19 protein-coding genes are annotated in these 20198 nt (G+C 69.9%); 8 read left to right on the top strand and 11 right to left on the bottom strand.

Going from position 1 to position 20198, the window contains the following annotated elements:
* Window positions 1-13: 13 nt before the first annotated feature.
* From E0H50_RS36360 to E0H50_RS36350, 3 genes are all read right to left on the bottom strand, one after another.
* Complete coding sequence (locus E0H50_RS36360; RefSeq protein ID WP_131295557.1) at window positions 14-1375, bottom strand: adenylate/guanylate cyclase domain-containing protein; 1362 nt, start codon at window positions 1373-1375, stop codon at window positions 14-16.
* Window positions 1368-3095: an NAD(P)/FAD-dependent oxidoreductase gene (locus tag E0H50_RS36355; protein ID WP_131295556.1), complete on the bottom strand. Its 1728-nt coding sequence runs from the start codon at window positions 3093-3095 to the stop codon at window positions 1368-1370. The genes E0H50_RS36360 and E0H50_RS36355 overlap by 8 nt, the downstream gene beginning before the upstream one ends.
* A 117-nt stretch (window positions 3096-3212) precedes the next feature.
* Complete coding sequence (locus E0H50_RS36350; protein WP_131295555.1) at window positions 3213-4808, bottom strand: M4 family metallopeptidase; 1596 nt, start codon at window positions 4806-4808, stop codon at window positions 3213-3215.
* 156 nt (window positions 4809-4964) lie between these two features.
* Between E0H50_RS36350 and E0H50_RS36345 the strand changes: the two genes are divergently transcribed.
* Both E0H50_RS36345 and E0H50_RS36340 read left to right on the top strand, forming a co-directional pair.
* Complete coding sequence (locus E0H50_RS36345; RefSeq protein ID WP_131295554.1) at window positions 4965-6056, top strand: DNA polymerase domain-containing protein; 1092 nt, start codon at window positions 4965-4967, stop codon at window positions 6054-6056.
* 79 nt (window positions 6057-6135) lie between these two features.
* The gene (locus E0H50_RS36340) at window positions 6136-6606 is read left to right on the top strand and encodes a carboxymuconolactone decarboxylase family protein (protein WP_131295553.1); all 471 of its coding nucleotides are present in this window, start codon (window positions 6136-6138) and stop codon (window positions 6604-6606) included.
* A gap of 9 nt (window positions 6607-6615) precedes the next feature.
* On the opposite strand, the gene E0H50_RS36335 is transcribed toward E0H50_RS36340, so the two are convergent.
* Both E0H50_RS36335 and E0H50_RS36330 read right to left on the bottom strand, forming a co-directional pair.
* Complete coding sequence (locus E0H50_RS36335) at window positions 6616-7389, bottom strand: SDR family oxidoreductase (protein WP_131295552.1); 774 nt, start codon at window positions 7387-7389, stop codon at window positions 6616-6618.
* 97 nt (window positions 7390-7486) lie between these two features.
* Window positions 7487-8275: an SURF1 family cytochrome oxidase biogenesis protein gene (locus E0H50_RS36330; protein WP_238151601.1), complete on the bottom strand. Its 789-nt coding sequence runs from the start codon at window positions 8273-8275 to the stop codon at window positions 7487-7489.
* A gap of 57 nt (window positions 8276-8332) precedes the next feature.
* On the opposite strand from E0H50_RS36330, the gene moaA reads away from it, so the two are divergent.
* Window positions 8333-9352: a GTP 3',8-cyclase MoaA gene (gene moaA, locus E0H50_RS36325; RefSeq protein WP_238151600.1), complete on the top strand. Its 1020-nt coding sequence runs from the start codon at window positions 8333-8335 to the stop codon at window positions 9350-9352.
* Window positions 9353-9425: 73 nt separating this feature from the next.
* On the opposite strand, the gene E0H50_RS36320 is transcribed toward moaA, so the two are convergent.
* Window positions 9426-9629 (bottom strand): hypothetical protein, encoded by a 204-nt coding sequence (locus tag E0H50_RS36320; protein WP_131295551.1) that lies wholly within the window; start codon window positions 9627-9629, stop codon window positions 9426-9428.
* A gap of 190 nt (window positions 9630-9819) precedes the next feature.
* A complete protein-coding gene (locus E0H50_RS36315) occupies window positions 9820-10203 on the bottom strand; it encodes a DUF3099 domain-containing protein (RefSeq protein WP_131295550.1) in 384 nt (127 codons plus the stop codon).
* A gap of 69 nt (window positions 10204-10272) precedes the next feature.
* Between E0H50_RS36315 and E0H50_RS36310 the strand changes: the two genes are divergently transcribed.
* The 5 genes from E0H50_RS36310 to E0H50_RS36290 are packed head-to-tail and all read left to right on the top strand — an operon-like array spanning window position 10273 to window position 14638.
* Window positions 10273-10485, top strand: a complete 213-nt coding sequence (locus tag E0H50_RS36310; RefSeq protein WP_131295549.1) for a dodecin — start codon at window positions 10273-10275, stop codon at window positions 10483-10485.
* 60 nt (window positions 10486-10545) lie between these two features.
* Window positions 10546-11250 (top strand): 3-oxoacyl-[acyl-carrier-protein] reductase, encoded by a 705-nt coding sequence (gene fabG, locus E0H50_RS36305; RefSeq protein ID WP_131295548.1) that lies wholly within the window; start codon window positions 10546-10548, stop codon window positions 11248-11250.
* Window positions 11251-11275: 25 nt separating this feature from the next.
* On the top strand, window positions 11276-12046 hold the full coding sequence (gene fabI / locus E0H50_RS36300) for an enoyl-ACP reductase FabI (RefSeq protein WP_131295547.1): 771 nt from the start codon (window positions 11276-11278) through the stop codon (window positions 12044-12046).
* A gap of 3 nt (window positions 12047-12049) precedes the next feature.
* Window positions 12050-13735, top strand: coding sequence for a Mur ligase family protein (locus E0H50_RS36295; RefSeq protein ID WP_131295546.1), 1686 nt, complete (start codon window positions 12050-12052; stop codon window positions 13733-13735).
* A gap of 39 nt (window positions 13736-13774) precedes the next feature.
* On the top strand, window positions 13775-14638 hold the full coding sequence (locus tag E0H50_RS36290; protein WP_131295600.1) for a hypothetical protein: 864 nt from the start codon (window positions 13775-13777) through the stop codon (window positions 14636-14638).
* On the opposite strand, the gene E0H50_RS36285 is transcribed toward E0H50_RS36290, so the two are convergent.
* The 4 genes from E0H50_RS36285 to E0H50_RS36270 are packed head-to-tail and all read right to left on the bottom strand — an operon-like array spanning window position 14624 to window position 20196.
* Window positions 14624-15784 (bottom strand): Dyp-type peroxidase, encoded by a 1161-nt coding sequence (locus E0H50_RS36285; protein ID WP_131295545.1) that lies wholly within the window; start codon window positions 15782-15784, stop codon window positions 14624-14626. The two genes, E0H50_RS36290 and E0H50_RS36285, sit on opposite strands and share 15 nt — an antisense overlap.
* Entirely contained in the window at window positions 15781-16281 is a 501-nt protein-coding gene (locus E0H50_RS36280) for a copper chaperone PCu(A)C (protein WP_238151599.1), read from the bottom strand. The genes E0H50_RS36285 and E0H50_RS36280 overlap by 4 nt, the downstream gene beginning before the upstream one ends.
* Window positions 16282-16303: 22 nt before the next feature.
* Window positions 16304-19108 (bottom strand): cyanophycin synthetase, encoded by a 2805-nt coding sequence (gene cphA / locus E0H50_RS36275; protein ID WP_131295544.1) that lies wholly within the window; start codon window positions 19106-19108, stop codon window positions 16304-16306.
* Window positions 19105-20196, bottom strand: a complete 1092-nt coding sequence (locus tag E0H50_RS36270) for a cyanophycinase (protein WP_131295543.1) — start codon at window positions 20194-20196, stop codon at window positions 19105-19107. The genes cphA and E0H50_RS36270 overlap by 4 nt, the downstream gene beginning before the upstream one ends.
* Window positions 20197-20198: the final 2 nt, after the last annotated feature.

Raw genomic sequence — 20198 nt, 5'->3', positions numbered from 1 at the left:
AAGGCAGGGGTGATCATTCGCCGTGCAACGCCAGCAGCTGGTACACCTCGACCGGCTCGGCCTTTCCCTTCAGGCTGACCGGTCCGAGCGACTCGGTGCGGGCCTCCGGCAGCAGCGCCTTCGTCGCCGGACCGATCGCGACCGCCCCACCCGGCGCCTTGCCCTCGATCCGCGACGCGACGTTCACGGTGTCCCCGATGACGGTATGCGTTCTCCCGCCCTCTGTCCCGAGCAGTGTCACGGACGCGATCCCGCTGTTGATCCCGACCCGGAACCGCGGCCAGCCCGGATGCGCTTCCTGGACGACGGCCGCCGCCTCCTGCAGGGCCAGCCCGGCCTCGGCCGCCCGATGCGCATGGTCCGGCTGGTCGCCGCGCTTGTTGAACGTCACCATCAGGGCGTCGCCGATGATCCGGTCCACGTCGCCGCCGTGCCGCCGGACGACCTCCGGTACGACGACCTGGAAGTAGGTGTTGAGCATCGCCGTGACCTCGGACGGGTCGTGTTGCTCCGAGAACGACGTGAACCCCTGCAGGTCCGCGAACAGCACGCTCAGTTCGCGCCGTCCCGACACCGTGTCCTCCTGGTACAGGTCCGCGAACCGCTCCTCGTACCACTGGATCCGCACCCCGGCGACGACCAGCACGAACGCGCTGAGCAGCAGCACGTGCCACTCCCACCACGACAACGCCCAGTTCCGGGCGAACACCAGCGCGACCATCGCCTCGCCGAGCAGGACGAACGCGGCGATCATCGACAGCAGCATCAGCGACGGCCGGGCCCACCACGTCCGCAGGTACCGCGCGGCGGCGACGCCGTACAGCAGCACCGTGGGTACGGCGAGCGCCGTGAGGATGCCGTCGGCAACTTCCGGGACGGAGGTCGCGTGCAGCGGCCACCACCGCAGCAGGGAAGCCGCCGCCCACAAGGCCATCAGCACGAGCAGACCGATCCGCAGCCTTCGTCCCCACGCGATACCGGAGACGGTCAGGCTCGAGAGGAACGCGAACACCGACGCCAGCGCGACACCAACCGGCGTTGCGAGCGTGAAGCCGGCGTTCGGTGTGTCCAGCAGCACCTTCGGCGTCGCCAATGCATGCAGCCCGAGAAACCCCGCCGCGGACAGGAACGCCAGCGACACGAACAGAACGCGCGCATCACCGCGCCGCAGTGCCGCGGCACCGGTTGTGTAGGCGAGTACGGCGCTCAGCGCGGCGGTCAGCAGCACCAGCCAGAAGTGCGCGGGGTGGTGCTCCCAATGCACGTCGAGCCGTGGCTGCTGCAGCACCAACGCGAGGCCGACGAGCGGTAGCAGCAGCACCAGTGCGGTCAGGCCGACCATGGCCGGCGTGTAGACGAACTTCCGCTCAGGCATCCGAGCGGACCTTGAGGTGGGTGTGGATCTGCGAGACCACGACCGACCCCTCGCCGACCGCCGACGCGACCCGCTTCACCGACCCGCACCGTACGTCGCCGACCGCGAACAATCCCGGAATCGTCGTCTCGTAGGGCTGCGGCGGCCGGTCCTCGGGCCATCGCGGATCCGCCGCGGCGTCCGATCCGGTCAGCACGAAACCGTGCGCGTCGCGTCCCACCCCGGCCGGCAGCCAGTCGGTCCCGGGCACCGCCCCGATCATCACGAAGAGCCCGTCGACCGGGATCGTCTCCTCGTCGCCGGTCCGCCGATCCCGCAGGACGACGTACTCCAGCCGCCCGTCGCCGCCGCCGTCGACCACCTCGCTCGACGCCCGCACGGTGACGTTGTCGGCGGCAACGATCGCGTCGATGAGGTACTGCGACATGCTCGCCGCCAGGTCCTCGCCGCGGATCACGAGCAGCACCCGGCGGCAGTACCGGGCGAGGTGCAGCACTGCCTGCCCGGCCGAGTTCCCGCCGCCGACCACGCACGCGTCCCGATCCTGCAGACCGTGCGCCTCGGACACGCTCGCGCCGTAGTACACCCCGGCGCCCACGAGGCTCTCCAGTGACGGTACGTCGAGCCGCCGGTAGGAAACGCCGCTCGCCAGGACGACCGCCCGAGCCGTTACCTCGCCCACTGCCTCGATCTGGGCGACGAACCGATCGCCGCGTTTCTCCAGCCGTTCCACCGTCCGCATCAGCACGAAATGCGCACCGAAGACCCACGCCTGCTGGTAACCGCGCTGGGCCAGCTCCGATCCGCGAATGCCGCGCGAGAACCCGAGATAGTTGCGGATCAGCGAACTCGTCCCGGCCTGCCCGCCGATCGACTCCCGCTCCACGACGAGCGTGCGCAACCCCTCGGACGACCCGTACACGGCCGCGGCCAGCCCACCGGGCCCGGCCCCGACGACCAGCAGGTCGAACGACCGGTCCGCGTCGGGAGCCAGCGTGGTCGGGACGCCCCACGCCTCGGCGATCTCCGCGTCGGTCGGATCGTGCAGGACCTTGCCGCCGACGGCCGGCATCCACACGAGCACCCCGTCGCCGGGATCCGGCTCCCCGACGAACTCGAGGACCTCGTTCGCGAGCGCCGAGCCACTGTCCCGGAAGGCGCTCGGGATCCCGTTGCGGGCCAGCAGGCTGCGGACGGCCTTGCCGCGGACCGACGTACTGGCCGCGATCACGACCACCTCGCGCAGGTTGGCGACCTCGTACCGCGACCACTCCTGGACGAACTCCGCCACCGTCCGGTGGAACAGTTCGTCGTGCGCGATCCACGGCTTCAGCACGTAGTAGTTGATGTCGCCGACCGACATCGCGGTCAGGATCGCCGACGCCGTCGTACGCTCCGCCCAGGCGCCCCACTCGATCAGCAGCGCCCGTCGCGCGTCGGGGTGCAGCGTCCGCGACGCCGCGAGGATCTCGGCCCGGTCGTCGTCGGGGAGCAGATGGTCGACCAGCACCACCGCGACCCGCTGTTCCCACTCGTGCGCGCGCCGCAGGCAGTCGAGCGCGGCCGCCGCCGTCAGCTCGCCGCGGACCCGGAAGTCCGCGCCGAAGCCGCGATCCAGCTCGGTCTCGCACCGTTCCAGACGCTCCGGGTCAGCGTCGACGACGAGAAGAACCGGCCGCGCCGAACGCAGCCGCGGCCCACCCCCGGGTACCCCACCCATGCCTGTGACGGTAGGTCCGCACAAACACCGTGGCAATGCATTAAGGGGGTCAAAACGTTTGAACAAGCCGGTCCTGTCCGCCCCAGTGGGACAGGACCGGCTGCTCAGTCGGTCACGTCAGTTGACGCTGACAGCCGACCAGGTGGCGGCGACGGCGGCCCGCTCCGGGCTGCTGGCGCCGTACAGGTCGGTGGCCGCGTTCAGCGTCGCGGTCCGGGCCTGCGCGTACGTCGTACCGCTCGTCATGTACGTCGACAGCGCGCGGAACCAGATCTTGCCGAGCTTGTCACGCCCGATGCCGTTCAGCGTCGTGCCGTTGCAGGTCGACCCGTTGTGCGGCAGCCCGCCGATCGTCTTCGCGCCGGTGCCCTCGGCCAGCAGGTAGGCGAAGTGGTTCGCCACGCCGGAGGAGTAGTGCACGTCGAGGTTGCCGACGCCGGAGGACCAGCAGTCGGCGGAGTTGCCGTCCTTGCTCGGCTTGTCCATGAACCTCAGCGCCGGGCGGTCCTTCATGATCTCCTCGCCGATGTAGTAGTCACCGGGGTCGGAGGCGTTGTTGGAGTAGAACTCGACGAGGGTTCCGAAGATGTCGCTGGTCGCCTCGTTCAGGCCGCCGGACTCACCCGAGTAGGTGAGGTTCGCGGTGTGCTCGGTGACGCCGTGCGACATCTCGTGGCCGGCCACGTCGATCGAGACCAGCGGACCCGCCACGACGTTGTCGCCGTCGCCGTACGTCATCTGCTTGCCGTCCCAGAACGCGTTCACGTAGTTGGAGCCGTAGTGCACGCGGCTCGGGACGCCCTTGCCGTCGCCGAAGATCCCGTTCCGGCCGTGCACGGTCTTGTAGTAGTCGTACGTCGTCGCGGCGCCGTAGTGCGCGTCGACGGCGGCGGAGGCGCGGTCCGTGTTGACGCCGGTGCCCCAGTGGTTGTCCGCGTCGGTGAACCGGGTCGGGACCGGGCAGCCGAACCCGAACAGCTGACAGAGGATCGAGTCGGTCTTGTTGTTCGCGTCGGCGGTGTAGCCACCGCCCCGGGCGGCGTCGGTCAGCGTGTAGCCGCCGGTCGCCGTGGAGGTCTCGAGCGGCACGGTCCCGCTGTACAGGCTCTTGCCGTCACCGGTCGCGGTCTCGATGTGCTGCTCGCTGACCAGTTTCGCGCCGGTCAGGGCGTCCACGGTCGTCGTGATGCGGCTCGGCGTACCGTCGGCCTGGGTGCCGACCGCCGTGACCAGGTAGGCCAGCCGCGGTGCGCCCTTGCGGGCCTCGATCACCAGACTGGGCTTGCCGTCGGCCTTGAGGCCCTTGGCGAGCGCCTTGGTGGTGGCGGTCGCGCTGCTGACCTTCGGCGTACGGGCGACGTTCGCGCTCTTGCCCAGTGACAGGCTGGCGCCCTTGAAGGCACCGTCCTTCGACTGGTGGACGACGACGTCGCCGCCGAGGACCGGGAGGCCGCCGATCGTGCGGTCCATCCGGACGTGGCTGGAGCCGTCCTTGTCGACGATCACGTCCTTGACCACGAACGCGTCGGCCGTGGTGGCGCGGAGCGCGGTCAGGTTGCTGCTGATCGCCTCCTTGGCCTTGGCAACGGCCGCGGCGGGTGTGGGGACAGGGGAGGCCGATGGCGCACCTGTTGCTGTGGTGGCACTGGTCAGTCCGAGGGCGGTAGTGGTCACCACTGCGGTGGCAGCGGCGATCAGGGCGGATCTATTCATCCTCGCGCTCCTTGTCAGGTGTCCCGGGGGCCTCACGCCCCAGGAACGAGGTGCAGGAACGTTACCGCCCAGTCACCTTCCGTGGCCAGAGGTCGAGAAAAGTTGCCTTTCCCGTGTGCCGCACGGAATTTCCGAGATTTCCGATACGGTCGCGGCATGGCGAAGAGCACAGCGGTGATGCTCACCGTGGGGGACCGGGAGGTCCGGGTGTCCAGCCCCGATCGGGTGGCCTACGAGGCGACCGACTGGGCTCCGGAGGTCACCAAACTGCAGGTCTGCGAGTACTTCACCGCGGTCGCTCCCGCGTTCATGCGGGCGTCGGGCGACCGCCCGGTCGCGCTGGAACGCTGGCCCGGAGGGTGGCGCGAGGGTATGACGCTGTCGGTCGACGCGACCGGTCGTCAGACGGGGGACGGCTTCTACTCGAAGCGGCTCCCGAAGGGCGCGCCCGACTGGCTCGAGACCTGCCGTGTGCTGACGCCGAACGGGCGCCCGATCGACGAGCTGTGCCTGAGTGAGCCCGCCGCCGCGGTCTGGGCGGCGCAGATGGGCACGCTGACCTTCCACCCGTGGGCGGTGCGCAAGAGCGATCTCGACCGCCCCGACGAGCTGCGCATCGACCTCGATCCGCAGCCCGGCGCGACCTTCGCCGATGCCCGGCGGGTGGCCGGCGTCGCCCGCGAACTCATCGAGGAGCTCGGCCTGCGGGGGTACCCGAAGACCAGCGGCAACCGCGGCATCCACATCTATGTCCGGATCCGCCCGGAGTGGAGCTTCGACGAGGTCCGGCATGCCGCGATCGGCCTCGGCCGCGAGCTCGAACGCCGCGACGACGGCGTCACCACCGCCTGGTGGAAAGAGGAACGCGGCGAGGCGTCGATCTTCCTGGACTTCAACCAGAACCTCCGGGACCGCACCGTCGCGGGCGCCTGGTCGCTCCGCCCGCGCCCGGGAGCGCCGGTGAGTACGCCGATGACCTGGGAGCGGCTCGCCGAGGTCGACGATCCGCGGGCGTTCAACCTGCACACGGTTCCGGAGTACCTCGCCGACGGCGACCCGTGGGCGGACATGGACGACACGGCGTACCCGCTGGAGCCGCTGCTGCAGCTCTGGGAGGAACTCCCCGGCGGCGAGCTGAACTTCCCGCCGGACTACCCGAAGATGCCGGGGGAGCCGCCCCGGGTCCAGCCGAGCAAGAAGGTCGCCGAGCACTGGGACGAGCAGGGCAACCGGATCGCCCCGGACTGACCCTGCCGAACTCACACTGTCCCGGGCTGTCTCGTCGGATGGGTGTCAACGTACTCATTCGCTAGGAGAGACACCTCTTATGGACGCTCGTCTGGATCTGTTCACCAACCCGGTCCTCGGCAAGTTCATCAAGCACCTCAACTCCGCGGCGCGCGTCGCGCTGGACGCCGGCGTACCGCTGGCCACCCTCGAGCTGGTCGAGCTGCGCGTCAGCCAGATCAACGGCTGCGCGTACTGCGTCGACATGCACTCGAAGGATCTCGCGCACCACGGCGAGACCACGGTCCGGATCAACCTGGTCGCGACGTGGCGCGAAGCCACCGTCTACACCGAGGAGGAGCGGGCTGCGCTCGCCCTGGCGGAGGCCGCCACCCGGATCGCCGACTCCGCCGGTGTGCCCGACGACGTGTGGCAGAACGCCGCCAAGCACTACGACGAGGAGCAGCTGGGTGCGCTGATCGCGGCCATCGCCGGGATCAACACCTGGAACCGCATCAACGTCATCACCCAGCAGCCGGCCGGCGACTACGTGCCCGGCCAGTGGGGGTGACGCGGCCCGTCAGAAGGTACGGAGGGCGCCGCCGTCGATCGGGATGATGGCGCCCGTGAGGTACGACGCCGCAGGGGAGAGGACGAACGCCGCGACCCGGCCGAACTCGTCGGGGGTGCCGTAGCGGCGCAACGGGATCGTCTTCTCCGCGGCCCGCCGGGACGCGTCGGGGTCGCCGCCGCGAGCATCGAGCTCCTTCAGGCGATCGGTCGCGATCCGTCCCGGCATCAGGCCGTTCACCCGCATCCCGTTCGGTCCGAGCTCGTCGGCGAGCGTCTTCGCCACCATCGCGAGACCGGGCCGCAGCCCGTTCGAGATCGCCAGGCCGGCGATCGGGGACTTCACCGACGACGAGAGCACGAACGCGATCGAGGTGTCCTCGGCGCCGGCCCGGGCGACCGCGCGAGCGATCCGCAGCCCGCCGAGGAACACGCTGTCGAACGCCGACCGCCAGTCCTCCTCGTCGGTGTCCAGCGCGGTCCCGGCCCGCGGCCCGCCGACGCTGATCAGCGCGCCGTGCAACTCGCCCCACTTGGCGATCGCGGTCGCCGCCAGCCGCTCCGCGCTGTCCGGGTCGGCGTTGTCGACGGGGATCCCGACGACGCTCCCGCCGGCTCCTGGCAGCGCGTTCAGCTCCGCCGCGGCCCGCGCGATCGACTCCTCGTTGCGGCTGGAGATCACCAGCCGGGCGCCTTCGGCGGCCAGCGCCTTGGCAGTGGCGAAGCCGAGTCCGGCACTCGCGCCGGTGACGATGTAGGTGCGATCACGCAGTCCGAGGTCCACACCACCATCCTGCCGCACCACACCCGGCGGCGCATCTCGTGCCGATGGCAAGGACCGTCGTTGCGCAAGGCAACGGGAGTCCTCAGGCAGCTAGCTGTCAGTCGGAAGCGCCGGCGTGCGCCTGGGGCCGTTCGACGGCTTCGGGCTGCTGCTCCGCGGGTTTGTCGGCGGTCACCTGCTGCCGGGAGAAGTAGACGAGCCCGCCGAGCGCCAGCAGTGCGAAGAAGAACCACTGCAGCGCGTAGAAGAAGTGCGGCCCGTCGTCGATCTCCGGACCGGGGAACGAGCTGAACGCCGGGTCGTTCGCCGGCTCCTGCTTGGTCACGGTGACGTAGCCGTCGTACAGGTTCAGCCCGAGCACCTTCGCGTAGTCCGGGCCGTTGATGAGTCGCGCCGTACCGTCGTCGGGCGTACCGCCGTTGGTGTGGCCGCCACGTTCGCTGCGTTGCAGGCGGCCGGTGACGGTCACCTCGCCGGCCGGTACGGCGGGAACGTGCAGCGGCATCAGCTCCGAGCTCTGCCGGGCCAGGAACCCGCGGTCGACCAGCACTGCCTTCCCGTCCGCGAGGACCAGCGGCGTGACGATCTCGAAGCCGGGCTTGTCCGAGACGTTGCGGTATTTCAGGACCACCTGCTTGGACGCGTCGTACCGTCCGGAGAGGACGACGGTGCGCCAGGCGTGCTGGTCTCCGACGACGCCCGGCGGACCGAGGATCTGGTCGATCGGGGCGGCCGGGGCGGCCAGGTTGCTCCGGGTCACCTCGTTGCGCGCCTTGCGTTCGTCGAGGCGGTGCAGCTGCCAGCGACCGAGCTGCACGCAGACGCCGGCGAGGACGAGCACGCCCAGCGCGGCGACGATCCAACGGATGTTCAGGAGGCGACCCACGTCTCGAACTTAAGCCATGCCCTGAAACGGCCGACGCCCGGCACGTACGCTGGGGTCGTGACGACGATCCAGGCAGCGACTCACACAGGTTTGGCGGACCGCTACGGCCGGACCGCGACCGACCTGCGGGTGTCGCTCACGGACCGTTGCAACCTGCGCTGCACGTACTGCATGCCCGAAGAGGGCCTGGACTGGCTCGCGAAGCCGGAACTGCTCACGGACGACGAGGTGGTCCGCCTGGTGTCGGTCGCGGTCACGCACCTGGGCGTGCACGAGATCCGCTTCACCGGCGGCGAACCGCTGCTCCGCCGCGGCCTGGTCGACATCGTCTCCCGTACGACGCAACTCGCGCCGCGTCCCGAGGTGTCGCTGACCACCAACGGGATCGGCCTCGCCCGGCAGGCCGTCGCGCTGAAGGCGGCCGGTCTGGACCGGGTGAATGTGAGCCTCGACACCGTCGACCAGGAAATGTTCGAGAAGCTCACCCGGCGGGACCGGCTGCAGGACGTGATCGCCGGGCTCGAGGCCGCGCACGACGCGGGTCTGACGCCCGTGAAGGTCAATGCAGTCCTCATGCGCGGCGTGAATGACTCGAATGCGCCGCAATTGCTGGAGTTCTGTCTCGAGCGCGGGTACGAACTGCGGTTCATCGAGCAGATGCCGCTGGACGCGCAGCACGGCTGGGACCGGTCGACGATGATCACCGCCGACGAGATTCTCGGGATGCTTACCGAGCGGTTCCACCTGACGCCGGACGACGCGTCGAAGCGGGGCAGTGCGCCGGCCGAGTCGTTCCTGGTCGACGGCGGGCCGCAGACCGTGGGCATCATCGCGTCGGTCACGCGCCCGTTCTGCGGCGACTGCGACCGGGTGCGGCTGACCGCCGACGGTCAGGTCCGGGACTGCCTGTTCGCGCGTACCGAGTCCGATCTGCGGACCGCGCTCCGGGCCGGCGCCGACGACGCCGAACTGGCCGACCGCTGGCGTCGCGCGATGCTCAACAAACTTCCGGGTCACGGCATCAACGACCCGAGCTTCCTGCAACCGTCCCGCCCGATGTCCGCGATCGGCGGCTGAGGACATACCGGGTTCATACCGGCCCAATCCGGAAATGTAGTTTTTCAGTCCCTCTTGAGCAGTGCCGCGGCATTCACCCGGTGAATGGCTCGACCTCGCGCAGGAATGACCGGCGCCCGAGGAAGTCGGACAAGCTGTCCTTGTGTTCGTCACACGCCAGCCAGGTCTTGCGCCGGTCGGGCGTGTGGATCTTCGGGTTGTTCCACAGCAGTGCCCAGGTGGCCGGCCGGCCGCAGCCCTTGGCGGAGCAGGCCGCGGGCATACCTTCTTCAGTCATCCGCGGGTGCCATTCCTCTGCATTCCTGATGCCTCAATAATCAATAGCCTGGGCAAAATGAAGCGACGTCGGACAGCCACGGGGGGAGCCGTCCGACGCCGCATCAAGTCCCTGAATTCCACTCATGAACTTCAGAGCACGCGGGAGATTCTGACACGGATCAGTCCAAGTTTTCCAGTCCCGGCCCAGATCACTTTTCGGTGTCGGCCGGACGGTCCTCAGAAGTGTCCCGGGAAGTGTCCCGGGAAGTGTCGTTGTCAGCGGGTACGACGACCGTCGGACGCTCCCCGATCGCGGGCCTCGCGGGCGCCAGGTACGGGTCCGCGGCGGGCGTCGTCGCGGACCGCTGGGCGTTCGCCAGCACGACCGCGAAGTACGGCAGCGCGATCGCTCCGACGACGAACAGCCAGCGCCACGGCGACGGCGTGACGACGGCGAGCACGAAGCAGACGATCCGGATCGACATCATCCAGGCGTAGCGCGCGATCCGGCTGTCCAGATCCTCGGACCGGCCCGGCTGCGCACTCGTCACCGAGACGACCGTCGCGTCGCTCCGCTCATGGCGTTTCGACATCTATCCTCCTCACAACAACGGTACGCCGCGCCGCCCGCCCTGGCGCAGCCGGATGGAGAGAGGTTTGTCATGACCGATCGCACCTACCGGGTCACGGAGATCGTCGGGACCTCGAAAGAGGGCCTGAACCAGGCGATCACCAACGGGATCACCCGCGCCGGCGAGACCCTGCGGCACCTCGACTGGTTCGAGGTCAGCGAGATCCGCGGCCACATCGAGGACAACCAGATCGATCACTACCAGGTGACGATGAAGGTCGGCTTCCGCCTCGAAGACTCCTAAGTCCGGAGCAGCTGCGCCGGTGGGATAGCGTTCCTCCGTCCGACGATGTGAGGAGCGCTTGTGGGTAGGTCTGTGTTGGTGACCGGCGGTAGCCGGGGGATCGGGCTGGCGATCGCGACCGCGTTCAAGGAGGCGGGCGACCAGGTCGCCGTCACGTACAACACCAGCCCGCCGCCGGAGGGCTTCCTCGGCGTGAAGTGCGACATCACCGACCAGGCACAGGTCGATGCCGCCTTCGACACGATCGCAGAGCAGCACGGGCCGGTCGAGGTGCTGGTGGCGAACGCCGGCATCACCCGCGACACGCTGCTGCTGCGGATGTCCGACGACGACTGGGACGCGGTCATCGAGACCAACCTGACCGGGTCGTTCCGGGTCGCGCGGCGGGCCGCGAAGGGCATGCTGCGGCTGCGCAAGGGCCGGATCGTGTTCATCTCCTCCGTGGTCGGCCTGCTCGGCTCACCCGGCCAGGTGAACTACGCGGCCAGCAAGTCCGGCCTGATCGGCATGGCCCGCTCGATCGCCCGCGAGCTGGGCAGCCGCGGCATCACCGCGAACGTGGTCGCGCCCGGCTTCGTCGAGACCGACATGACCGCGGTGCTGCCGGAGGAGACCCAGAAGCAGTACCTGAGCCAGATCCCGCTCGGCCGCTTCGGTCTGACCGAGGAGATCGCGAACGCGGTCCGCTGGCTGTCGTCGGAAGAGGCCGGCTACATCACCGGCGCGGTGATCCCGGTCGACGGCGGCATCGGCATGGGCAACTAACTCGTCTCGTAGAAAGGGCGTGCCGGTGGGCATCCTCGACGGCAAGCGGATCCTGGTCGCCGGAGTCACCCTCGACTCGTCGATCGGTTTCGCCACGGCCAAGGTGGCGCAGGAACAAGGCGCCACCGTGCTGATCTCGAACTTCGGCCGCGCGCTGAGCATCACCAAGCGGATCGCGAAACGGCTGCCGACCGAGCCTCCGGTCCTGGAGCTCGACGTCACGAACGCAGAGCACCTGGCCGCGCTGCCGGACGCCGTCCGGGAGCACGTCGACGGCCTCGACGGGGTCGTGCACTCGATCGCGTACGGCAACCCGGAGACGATCCTCGGCGGCAAGTTCCTGGACGGTCCGTGGGACGACGTGGCGCAGGCCGTCCACGTGTCGGCGTACAGCCTGAAGGCGCTGGCCGTGACCTGCGCGCCGCTGATGAGCCGTGGCGGCAGCGTCGTCGGGATGACCTTCGACGCGACAGTGGCCTGGCCCGGGTACGACTGGATGGGGGTGGCCAAGGCCGCTCTGGAGTCCACGAACCGGTACCTGGCACGCGACCTCGGCGCCCAGGGCATCCGCTGCAACCTGGTCTCGGCCGGCCCGCTGAAGACCCTGGCTGCGAAGGCTATCCCGGGCTTCGAGAAGTTCGAGGAGCCGTGGCTGGACCGCGCCCCGCTGGGCTGGGACCCGTCCGACCTGGAGCCGACCGGGCGCACCATCGTCGCCCTGCTCAGTGACTTCTTCCCCGCGACCACCGGCGAGATCATCCACGTCGACGGCGGTTACCACGCGATGGGAGCGTGATAGGTGGCCACCTCGCTCGTTGAGCTCCGCGTTCTGGACGGCGCCAATCTCTACTTCAGTCGCGCCGCGATCAAGCTGACGCTGGACGTGTCGGCGATCGCGGACGCGCCCGCACCGGCGGCGAAGGCGTACGGACAGGCGATCGGTCTCGGCGCCACCCGCCCCGGCCGGATCGGCTCCGGGTTCCGGCAGCGGTTCGCGATCCGGGTCGCCGGTCACGTCGTCCGGCGGATCGCCCGGGAGGCCGGGATCGGGCGGATCGGCGTACGGGTCCGCCCGGAGTCCGACGTACGGCGGCTCGTCGTGGCGTTCCCGTGGGCGCACGAAGGACGCGCGCGGGCGCTCGGAGCGGCGATCGTCGAGGTGCTGGATGCCTTCGGCGCCGATGATCTGACCGAACTCATCCACACCGTCGGCGAGCGGGTGCGGGACGAGCCGCCGGGCAACCCGCCGCCGACGCTACGGCCGAAGGTGCCCGTGGTCGCGGTCACCGGGACGAACGGCAAGACCACGACGTCGCGGATGATCGCGCACATCGGGCGCGCCGCCGGGCTGCACGTCGGCTGGTCGAGCACCGACGGCGTGTACTTCGACGGTGAACTGGTGAAGTACGGCGACTTCTCCGGCCCGAGTGGCGCCGGGCAGGTGCTGTCCCAGCCAGGGATCCAGCTCGCGGTGACCGAGACCGCCCGCGGCGGGATCCTGCGCCGCGGCATCGGAGTCGCGTACAACGACGTCTCGGTGGTCACCAACATCAGCGCGGACCATCTCGGCCTGGGCGGGATCGACACCGTCGACCAACTCGCCGAGGTGAAGGCGGTGATCACGCACATCACCCGGCCGCGCGGCTGGTGCGTGGTGAACGGCGACGACCCGCGGACGTTCGCGATGCGGCTCGGCTCGCCGGCCAAGTGCTGGGTGTTCTCCCGCGACCCCGACTCCCCGTCGATCCGGACCGTGCTCGACGAGGGCGGCCGGGCGACGACCGTGCTCGACGGGTTCGTCACGGTGCTCGACGCCGCCCGCGACCCGGAGCCGTTGCTCAAGGTCGTCGACGTACCGATGACGCTGTCCGGGCTGTCGCACTACAACGTCGAGAACACCCTCGCGGCGGCGTCGGCGGCGCTCGGTCTCGGGCTGCCGCGGGCGGCGGTGGTCGAGGGCCTGAGCACCTTCGCGCCGAACGAGAACAACCCCGGCCGGATGAACATGTACTCGCTGCGCGACTTCACCGTCGTCATCGACCTCGCGCACAACGAGGCCGGGCTGGAGGCGCTGCTCGAGATCATGAACGGCGTCCGGCCGGAGGGCGGCCGGCTGATGCTGGCGCTCGGATCGCCGGGCGACCGGGCCGACGACATGGTCTCGGCGCTCGGGGCGATGGGTGCGCGGGCGGCCGACCGGGTCGCGATCGGCCACAAGAGCGACTATCTGCGTGGTCGGCCGCCGGAGGAGCTCGAGGCGGTGTTCCGCGCGGGCGCCGCGTCGGTCGGTGTGACCGACGTACCGGCGTTCCCGACCGAGCTCGCGGCGACCCAGGCCCTGGTCGCGGAGGCACGCCCCGGCGATGTGGTGGCGGTCATGTCTCTGCAGCATCGGGCGAGTCTTGACGAGTGGTTGCGGTCCGAGGGAGCTACTGTCGACACACCGGAGACCTTGAAGAGCAAGGTCGAGAGAGCCCAGCACTAGCCCCGTCGGCCCGCCCGCTCGGGGTGGGAACGGGGTGTGATGCGCTACCTGTGGTCGATTCCGGCCGCGGTGGTCGCCTGGTTCGTGGGCGGCTTCTCCGCGACGTATCTGAAGGGGCTGCCGGAGGGTACGACGTACTTCGTGCCGCCGCGGATCGACCTGGTGGTGCTCGGCGGGTTCGCCGGTGGCGTGCTGGCCGGGCTGCTGATCGGACGGATCCGGATCGCCGTACCTGTCGTGCTGGTCGTTGCCGCGGGCATGTGGTGGCTGACCGGGAACTCGTTCGGGCAGCGCGACCTGCTGATCACGTTGCTGGTGGCAAGCGCTGTTGGCGCGTTCTTCGGTGCCCTGGGCGCCAGGAGTACGGTCGTCGCGGCGTTCGCGCTGGCCCTTCCGGTGGCCTGGACCGCGCTGCGGCCGGCCGAGCAACTCGCCGACTGGCAGTGGCTGTGGCAGCTGAACGGCCTGCTCGTCGGCGCCGGTCTCGCGATCCTGCTCTACATCGCCTGCTGGAAGCGCGGCTGGCGGTCGGTGGGGTCCTGGATCCCGCTGACCGGGTTCTACCTGGTGTGCTTCGGGATCGTCGCGTCCGTCCGCCTGGTCAGCCAGTCGACCGGGAAGCCGATGGACGCGGTCGGTGACGCGTCGACCGAGGCCTTCTTCCAGTCGTTCGAGCCGTTGCTGCGCGAGTACTGGCCGTGGATGGTCGTCGGCGTCCTGCTCGCGATCCCGATGGTGGCCCTCAAGCTCCGCGCCCTGCCGCCGCCACCGCCGCCCCCGGACCCGTACGCCGACAAGTCGAACGACGCCGTACTGTCCGACGACCTCGACTGGATCGACCAGCAGGAACCCCGCCGCCGTCTGCTGTCCCGGCGTCCCAGCGTGCAGTCAGCTCAGGAGTGACTGGCCGATCCATTCGCCGGGCTGGAACCCGGGTGGGAGGGCGAAGACCGCGGAGCCGATCGTGGTGGTCCATTCGTTGAGGGCGTCGACCGCGTCCAGGCGGGTCAGCAGGGGGAGGAACTGGCCTGCGATGTCGGCCTGGTGGCTGAGGAAGATCAGGCCGGACTCGCGGGTCGCGCCCGTGTCGTGAACGTAGTTCAGGCCCTTGCGGAAGATGCGGCGGCCGTCGTTCTCGGAGTGGTGCGAGAGGCGGGCGTGGGCGTTCCGGGCGATGACGAGCCGGCCGTCGGCGTCGCGGGCCTCGAGGTCGAGTTCGTCGTGTTCGGCGGTGCCGGTGAGGGGCGCGCCGGTCGAGAGTTTGCGGCCGACGGCGCGTTCCTGCTCGGAGCGGGTGAGTTCGTCCCAGGTGTCGAGGTTCAGGCGGATCCGGCGTACGACGAGGGTCGTACCGCCGCGGAACCCGTCTTCGGTGGACCAGACGGTGTCGTCGAACTCCGGCGTACCGAAGGCCGGGTTGCCGGTGCCGTCGACCTGGCCGAAGAGGTTGCGACCGGTGACCGGTTCGCCGTTCGCGCCGGTGCTGTCCCAGAAGCCGGTCTGGCGCCAGAGCGGGGTCGCGAACGGCTTGGCGTCGGCGATCAGTCGTCGTACGGCGTGCACCACGCTGACCGCGTCGTCGGCGCCGACCATCAGCAGCAGGTCCCCGCCCGACCAGGTGGTTTGCAGCCGGTCGTGCTTCATGACGGGAAGATCGTCCAGTCCTCGGGGCTTTTGTCCGGTCAGGTCGAACACCCGCGGGCCGAACCCGACCGTCACCGTCACGCCCTTGTTGGGCACGGCCAGCTCCGGCGCGGTGTCCCCAGGCGCCGGTCGTCCATCGGTCAGCGCGACGATGTCACTCGTCCACAACCGCATCAACCGCCCGAGCCCCGCCCGATCCGTGGCCAGCCGGAACGCCACCAACTCAGCCGAAGCCGGCGCCCCACGAGCAATCCCCACCTGATGCTCCCCGTACGGCGAGATCGTCCGGGAGACGGGCTCAGGTGTGGTGCTGTCCTTGGCCAGGGCAACGACAGCACCACCGGTCGCCGCGGCGCCGGCTGCGGCCGCACCGGCGTACCCGAAGAACTGTCGTCTGGTAGTCACTTGGTGCTGGGGGTCGGGTGGTAGTGCTCTTCCTCTTCGGTGAACGCCTTCACCGGGACCTTCAGGTCGTGGGTTGTGTTGTCGGAGAACTTGAGCGTGAGCGGGACCTCGTCGCCCGGCTTCAGTGGCTGTTTCAGGGACATCAGCATGATGTGGTCGCCGCCGGGGGACAGGTGGGTGTGGGAGCCGGCGGGGACGGTGATGCCGCCGGGCTTCTCGCGCATCACCATCTTGCCGTCCTGCATCGCCATCTCGTGCAACTGCACCACCGCGGCGATCGGTGAAGTTGCCGAGGTCAACTTCACCTCGGTGTCACCGGGATTGGTCAGCGACAGGAACGCGGCCGTCATCGTGGTGTCCTTCGCGCCGGTCGTCGCCCGCACCCACGCGTCCTCGACCAGGATGCCGGGGGTGCTGACCGCCGCCTCCTGGGTCGCATTCGATCCGCACGCGCCCAGCAGGAACGGCACCAGCAGCAACAGCAACTTCGTCTTCACGCAACGGCCAACGAGACTTGCCCTAGGCAAGTTCCCGCGGCGACTCGTCTGTGATCTCTTCGTCGGGTTGCACGAAGTCGGGGTCGCCGCCCTCGTCACCCGACCGCGCCCCGGCCTGCGCGAGGTGCGACACCGATTCGAGTTCCGCGAGTACCGACTGATGCTGGTCGACGCACAGCACGACGAGATCACCCGGGTTCGACCGCCCCAGAGCGAACCGCACCGCCTCGAGCTCGTCCAGTACGACGTCCACCCGGCGGCACCGCGCACCGCTGTCCATCGCGGCCTGGACGCCGGACTGCACGAGACCTGCCGACTCGCCGCGCTTGCGCCCGCGCAGGCGGGCGTCCTCGCGGACGACGACCACGTCGAAGTGCTGCGCCGCGACCTCACCGAGTTCGCGGATGTCGTCGTCGCGCCGGTCGCCCGCGGTCGCGATCACGCCGATCCGCGACGGCCGCCCGACCTCGGACGATGCGCTCAGGCTCTCCCCGAGCCGGTCGACGAAGTCGCCGAGCATCCGCATCGCCGGCGCGTTGTGGCAGTAGTCGACGATCACGCTGCGGCCGTCGACGTCGATCTCGTTCAGCCGGCCCGGCGACAGGTAGTACGACGTGTTGAACGTCCGCAGCCCCTGCCGGATGTCGTGCAGCGGCGCACCGGCCGCGAACGCCGCCGCGGCCGCCGCCATCGCGTTCTGCACGTTCATCATCGCCCGCCCGCCGAACGTTGCCGGCAGCAAATGGGTCCACGCGAGCTGCATCGACCGGCGCCCGTGCTTGACCACGATCATGTCGCCCAGGTCCGAGCGCTCCAGCACCACGGCCCGCCCGCCGCGGCGGCAGTGTCCCTCGATGTAGTCGCGGACCTCGCTGCCCGGCTCGGCCATGCTGAACCACACGACCTGCCCGGAGCACTTCCGGCGCATCTTGCGTACCAGCGGGTCGTCGGCGTTCAGTACGGCGTACCCGGTCCGCGGCACCGCCTCAACCAGCACGGCCTTCACGTCGGCCAGCTGTTCGAGCGTGTCGATCCCGCGCAGACCCAGGTGATCCGGCTGCACGTTCAGGACGACGGCCACGTCGTTGCGCTCGTACCCGAGCCCTTCCCGCAGGATCCCGCCGCGCGCCACCTCGAACACCGCGAAGTCGACGCGCGGGTTCTGCAGCACCATCCGCGCCGACTTCGGGCCGGACGCGTCCTGCCGGATCACCAGCCGCTCGTCGATCACGATGCCGTCGGTCGACGTCATTCCGACCTTGCGGCCCATGCCCTTGAAGACGTGGCTGATCATCCGCGACGTGGTCGTCTTGCCGTTCGTCCCGGTGACCGCGACGATCGGGATCCGGCTGACCGCACCGGGCGGGAACAGCATGTCGACCACCGGCTTCGCGATGTACTGCGGTTCGCCGATCGTCGGGTTGGTGTGCATCCGGAACCCGGGCGCCGCGTTCACCTCGCAGATCGCGCCGCCGGTCTCGCGCACCGGCTGGGTGATGTCGGGGCAGATGAAGTCGATCCCGGCGATGTCCAGCCCGATCATCCGGGCGGCCTCCTCGGCGATCTCGACGTTCTCCGGGTGCGCCTCCCAGGTCCGGTCGATCGAGATCCCGCCGGTGGACATGTTGCCGGTCAGCGTGAGCTTCACCATCACGTCCTCCGGCGGTACGTCGTCCAGGTCGAAACCCTGGTCGCGCACCAGCTGACGGGCCGCGTTGTTGATCGTGATCCGGGTCAGGATCTTCTCGTGCCCGACACCGCGCCGCGGGTCGGCGTTGGTGATGTCGACGAGCTCGGCCACGGTGTGCACGCCGTCGCCGACGACATGCGCGGGCACGCGTTCGGCGATCGCCTCCATCCGGCCGTTGATGATCAGGCACCGGTAGTCCTTGCCGGTGACGAAGTTCTCCACGATCACGTACCCGCGCCGGGACTGCTCGGCCGCGATCGGGAACGCCTCCCGGACCGCGGCCGCGTCCTGCAGGTTCAGGCAGACGCCGCGGCCGTGGTTGCCGTCGAGCGGCTTGCACACGACCGGGTAGCCGATCTTGTTGGCGAGCGAGACGGCGTCCTCGACCGCGCGGACCGACTCCGACCGCGGCACCGGCAGACCGGCCGACGCGAGCAGCCGGGTGGTCAGGTCCTTGTCGCTGGCGACGTCGACGGCGATCGAGCCGGTCTCGGACGTCATCGTGGCCCGGATCCGCTTCGCGTGCACGCCCTGCCCGAGCTGGACCAGGCTGGCCTTGTTGAGCCGGATCCACGGGATGTCCCGGGACACCGCCTCGTCCACGATCGCCTGCGTGGACGGCCCGAACGCGGTCCGCTCGGCCTGCTTGATGAACTTCTCCAGCTCGGTGGTGAAGTCGAACGCAGGGTCCGGCTGCACGAGGTTGTTCACGAACCGTACGGCGAGCTCACCCGCCGCGAGCCCGACGGGTTCGTCGGCGTACGCGTAGGTGATGTTGTAGACGCCGGGCGAGCCTTTGACCTGGCGCGTCTTGCCGCGGCGCATGTCGTGGCCGGCCTCCTGCTGGAGCTGCAGCGAGACGTGTTCGGCGATGTGGCCGAGCCAGGTGCCTTCGTACAGGCGCTCGATGAACCCGCCCTTGCGGCCGCGCGAGCAGTGGTGCTGGTCGAGCCGGGGGAGGTCCGCGAGCAGCCGCTCGGTGAAGCCGGGGATCGTGTTCGACGGGAAGTTCTCGAGCGAGCCGAGGTCGACGACCAGGTGGATCGCGGGGTCGTAGCTCCAGATGTTCGGGCCGCGGTAGACGCGGGTCTCGATGATCTTCAGGTCCGGGGCCGGGGTGCCGTGCGTTTCGGTCATGGGTTTCCGTTGTCTGCTCGCGTCGGGTCGGGGGAGACGGGGTCGGCGCCGGCCGCCTGTGTTGATCTGCTCAGGGGCTCGGTCGCCCCCGGTCTGGACTCCCCGGCCCCGATCGCGGACCTGGCCGCCGTGGCCGACTTCGCCGTACGGCGGCCCGCGCGCCGCTTCCGCTCCTCGTAGTACCTCGGCGACACGCCCTCGGCCGCGATCTCCTTGGCGAGCTTGCGCAGATCGGCCTCGGCGGCGGCCATCTCGGCGATCTCCTCGGCCGGCGGCTGCGGGCCGTACGACAGCAGCACCCGGTCCTGCAGATCGAACGTCGCCGTGGCCGGCAGCACATGCAGGACGACGCCGGACGCGAGAATCGGCTCGGACCGCTTGGCGTTGTGGGCGTTCGACGTGATCCGGGTGCCGTCGAAGATCGTCACCGCGCCCCGGCCGACGACCTCCAGGTGGGTGCCGCGAACGACCGCCGCGGTGTCCTCGTCGACGCCGATCCCGAGCAGGCCGGGGGACTGGGCGACGAGCGACAGCAGCCGGCCGTACCGGTTGCGCTGCGCGAAGTGCTGGTCGACGATCGCGCCCTGCACCAGGCCGAGTCCGCCGGACAGCTGGCTCATCCGCTGCCGCGGGGTGGCGCCGGAGCGGCCGAACGCGATCATGTGTTCGGCGAGGATGCTCGCGCCGGCCGACGTACCGCCGACGGCCGCGCCCCGCGCGTGAGCGGCGGTGACCGCGCGGCCGAACGCCGTACCGGTCACGACGCCCGCGAGCTTCAGTTGGTTGCCCCCGGTCATGAACACCCCGGTGGCGTCGTTGAGCGGCGAGATGAACGCCGGGTCGTCCGCGTCCTCCCGGTTCTCCGGACGCACGCCGACGACGCTCTCGGCGCCGAGCGCCGCGAACAGCGCCCGGTACACGTCGACGACGTCGGGCCCGAGCGCGGACGCGGTGGGAACCACCACGATCCGCGCCTTGGACCCGCCGGCCGCGTCGACGAACTCCTGCAGCACCGTCCGCTTCTTCAGCTTGTCCTCGGCGCCACCGATCGCAAACAGGGCCCCCGGCCCACCCTGCACATCAGACATAC

This window comes from Kribbella sindirgiensis (genome assembly GCF_004331435.1).
In the GTDB taxonomy this organism is placed as follows: domain Bacteria; phylum Actinomycetota; class Actinomycetes; order Propionibacteriales; family Kribbellaceae; genus Kribbella; species Kribbella sindirgiensis.
Note: the sequence above shows the minus strand (reverse complement) of the source record. Positions and strands in the feature narration are given on the sequence as shown.

Excerpts from the sequence above, each read along its gene's own strand:
- E0H50_RS36320 (WP_131295551.1), bottom strand. The coding sequence starts at position 9,629 with ATGACTGAAGAAGGTATGCCCGCGGCCTGCTCCGCCAAGGGCTGCGGC.
- E0H50_RS36350 (WP_131295555.1), bottom strand. The coding sequence starts at position 4,808 with ATGAATAGATCCGCCCTGATCGCCGCTGCCACCGCAGTGGTGACCACT.
- E0H50_RS36290 (WP_131295600.1), top strand. The coding sequence starts at position 13,775 with ATGCGCTACCTGTGGTCGATTCCGGCCGCGGTGGTCGCCTGGTTCGTG.
- E0H50_RS36340 (WP_131295553.1), top strand. The coding sequence starts at position 6,136 with ATGGACGCTCGTCTGGATCTGTTCACCAACCCGGTCCTCGGCAAGTTC.
- E0H50_RS36345 (WP_131295554.1), top strand. The coding sequence starts at position 4,965 with ATGGCGAAGAGCACAGCGGTGATGCTCACCGTGGGGGACCGGGAGGTC.
- E0H50_RS36360 (WP_131295557.1), bottom strand. The coding sequence starts at position 1,375 with ATGCCTGAGCGGAAGTTCGTCTACACGCCGGCCATGGTCGGCCTGACC.
- E0H50_RS36270 (WP_131295543.1), bottom strand. The coding sequence starts at position 20,196 with ATGTCTGATGTGCAGGGTGGGCCGGGGGCCCTGTTTGCGATCGGTGGC.
- E0H50_RS36355 (WP_131295556.1), bottom strand. The coding sequence starts at position 3,095 with ATGGGTGGGGTACCCGGGGGTGGGCCGCGGCTGCGTTCGGCGCGGCCG.
- E0H50_RS36310 (WP_131295549.1), top strand. The coding sequence starts at position 10,273 with ATGACCGATCGCACCTACCGGGTCACGGAGATCGTCGGGACCTCGAAA.
- E0H50_RS36315 (WP_131295550.1), bottom strand. The coding sequence starts at position 10,203 with ATGTCGAAACGCCATGAGCGGAGCGACGCGACGGTCGTCTCGGTGACG.
- cphA (WP_131295544.1), bottom strand. The coding sequence starts at position 19,108 with ATGACCGAAACGCACGGCACCCCGGCCCCGGACCTGAAGATCATCGAG.